Here is a 2,170-nt window from a genome sequence, read left to right as displayed (position 1 = left end):
GTCAAAGCCGCCAGCACTTCATCCAGCGCCGCATTACGGGTGGAAACCCGCGCGCCGGCCTTCACCGTACCCAACTGATCCGCGAGCCGCGTGAGCGCCGGCGTGGTCACGGCGGCGCTGACCAGCAGACAGCTATCCTGTTCCAACCGTGCCCGATCTGCGGGCATCACATATGGATCGCTTTCCCCGTCACGGCCATCGCCGCCTCCTTCAACGCCTCCGAATGCGTTGGATGCGCATGACACGTCAGCGCGATATCCTCACTCGACGCGCCAAACTCCATCGCCTGCGCGGCTTGCGCGATCATCGTGCCGGCCATGGCGCCGATGATGTGCACGCCCAGCACACGGTCGGTCTTGGCATCCGCCAGCACTTTCACGAAGCCATCGGTGTCGCGGTTGGTCTTGGCGCGGCTGTTGGCGGCAAACAGGAACTTGCCCGTTTTGTACGCCACACCTTCGGCCTGCAATTCCTCTTCGGTCTTGCCCACCGTGCCAACCTCGGGGTGGGTGTACACCACCGCCGGGATCACCGCGTGGTTCACATAACCAGCCAGCCCGGCAATATTGTCGGCGCAGGCCAGGCCTTCGTCTTCGGCCTTGTGCGCCAGCATCGGGCCTTCCACCACGTCACCGATTGCCCAGATGCCGGGCACGGCAGTGGCGAAATGATGATCGATGGGAATGCGGCCCTTGGCGTCCACCGCCAGGCCGGTTGCAGCCAGATTGAGGCCATCGGTGTTGGGCCGCCGCCCGATCGACAGCAGCACCACATCGGCTTCGATGCTCTCGGCCGCGCCGCCGGCAGCCGGCTCAACCGTGACGGTCGCGCCCTGCCCCATTCGTTCCACACCCGTCACCTTGGTGGAGGTTTTCAGCACAAGACCTTGCTTTTTCATGATTTTGGCAAAAGCATCTGCAACTTCGATATCCATCGCCGGCACGATGCGCGGGGCGTATTCAACCACCGTCACCTTGGCGCCCAGACGCCGCCAGACGCTGCCCATTTCCAGGCCGATATAACCGCCGCCGATCACCACCAGATGGCCCGGCACCGTGGGCAGGCTCAACGCTTCGGTGGAGGTGACGATCACCTCCCCGTCTGGCGTCATGCCGGGCAGCAGGGCGACTTCGGAACCGGTGGCGATGATGAAGTTCTTTGCGGTGAGGGTGCGGTCACCCACCATCACTGATTTTGCGTCGATGAAACTGGCTGCGCCCTTGATCCATTCAACCTTGTTCTTCTTGAACAGCATCTCGACGCCGCCGGTCAGCTCCTTCACCGCCTTGTCCTTTTCCGACAACAGCACCGAAAGATCGAAGGAAACGTTGTCGGCCTTCACGCCAAACTTGGCCAAATGCCCGCCGGCCAATTCCTCATACAGATGGCTGCCGTTGAGCAGCGCCTTGGAAGGGATGCAGCCAACGTTGAGGCAAGTGCCCCCCAGTGCGGCGCGTTTTTCCACGCACGCCACTTTCAGGCCATGCTGCGCCGCGCGGATCGCCGCGACATAGCCGCCGGGGCCCCCGCCGATGACAACGACATCAAATTCGGGACTGGCCATGAAATGGCTCCTTACAGATCAATCAGCAAACGCGCCGGATCTTCGATGGCTTCCTTGACGCGCACGAGGAAGGTTACGGCTTCGCGGCCATCGATCAGGCGGTGATCATAGCTCAGCGCCAGATACATCATCGGGCGAATGACGATCTGGCCGCCCCTCACCACGGCACGATCCTCCACCCGGTGCAGGCCGAGCACGCCCGATTGCGGCGGGTTGAGGATGGGCGTGGACATCAGCGAGCCGAACACGCCGCCATTGGAAATGGTGAAATTGCCGCCCTGCAGATCGTCGATCTTGAGCGTGCCTTTGCGGGCGCGATCACCGAAATCGGCAATGTCCTTCTCGATCTGGGCAAAGCTCTTGGCTTGGGCGTTCTTCAGGATCGGCACGACCAGCCCGCCCGGCGACGACACCGCGACGCCAAGATCGGCATAATCCTTGTAAACGATCTCGTCGCCTTCCAGCGCGGCGCCCACCGACGGCACATCCTTCAGCGCCAGCACCACGGCTTTGGCAAAGAACGACATGAAGCCGAGCCGGATGCCGTGCTTCTTTTCGAACATGTCCTTGTAGCGCGCGCGGGCTTCGATCACCGCGCTCATGTCC

General features: G+C 62.4%; 2 protein-coding genes. Both read right to left on the bottom strand.

The features are described from left to right. Positions 1–166: 166 nt before the first annotated feature. The gene (lpdA, locus tag ACESL8_RS13060; protein ID WP_372919548.1) at positions 167–1,564 is read right to left on the bottom strand and encodes a dihydrolipoyl dehydrogenase; all 1,398 of its coding nucleotides are present in this window, start codon (positions 1,562–1,564) and stop codon (positions 167–169) included. A gap of 11 nt (positions 1,565–1,575) precedes the next feature. After that, positions 1,576–2,170 (bottom strand): 2-oxo acid dehydrogenase subunit E2 (locus ACESL8_RS13055; RefSeq protein WP_372919546.1); only part of this gene is annotated, 595 nt, incomplete at its 5' end.

Origin of the sequence: Sandarakinorhabdus sp. (genome assembly GCF_041689835.1) — a bacterium.
Lineage (GTDB): Bacteria > Pseudomonadota > Alphaproteobacteria > Sphingomonadales > Sphingomonadaceae > Sandarakinorhabdus.
Note: the sequence above shows the minus strand (reverse complement) of the source record. Positions and strands in the feature narration are given on the sequence as shown.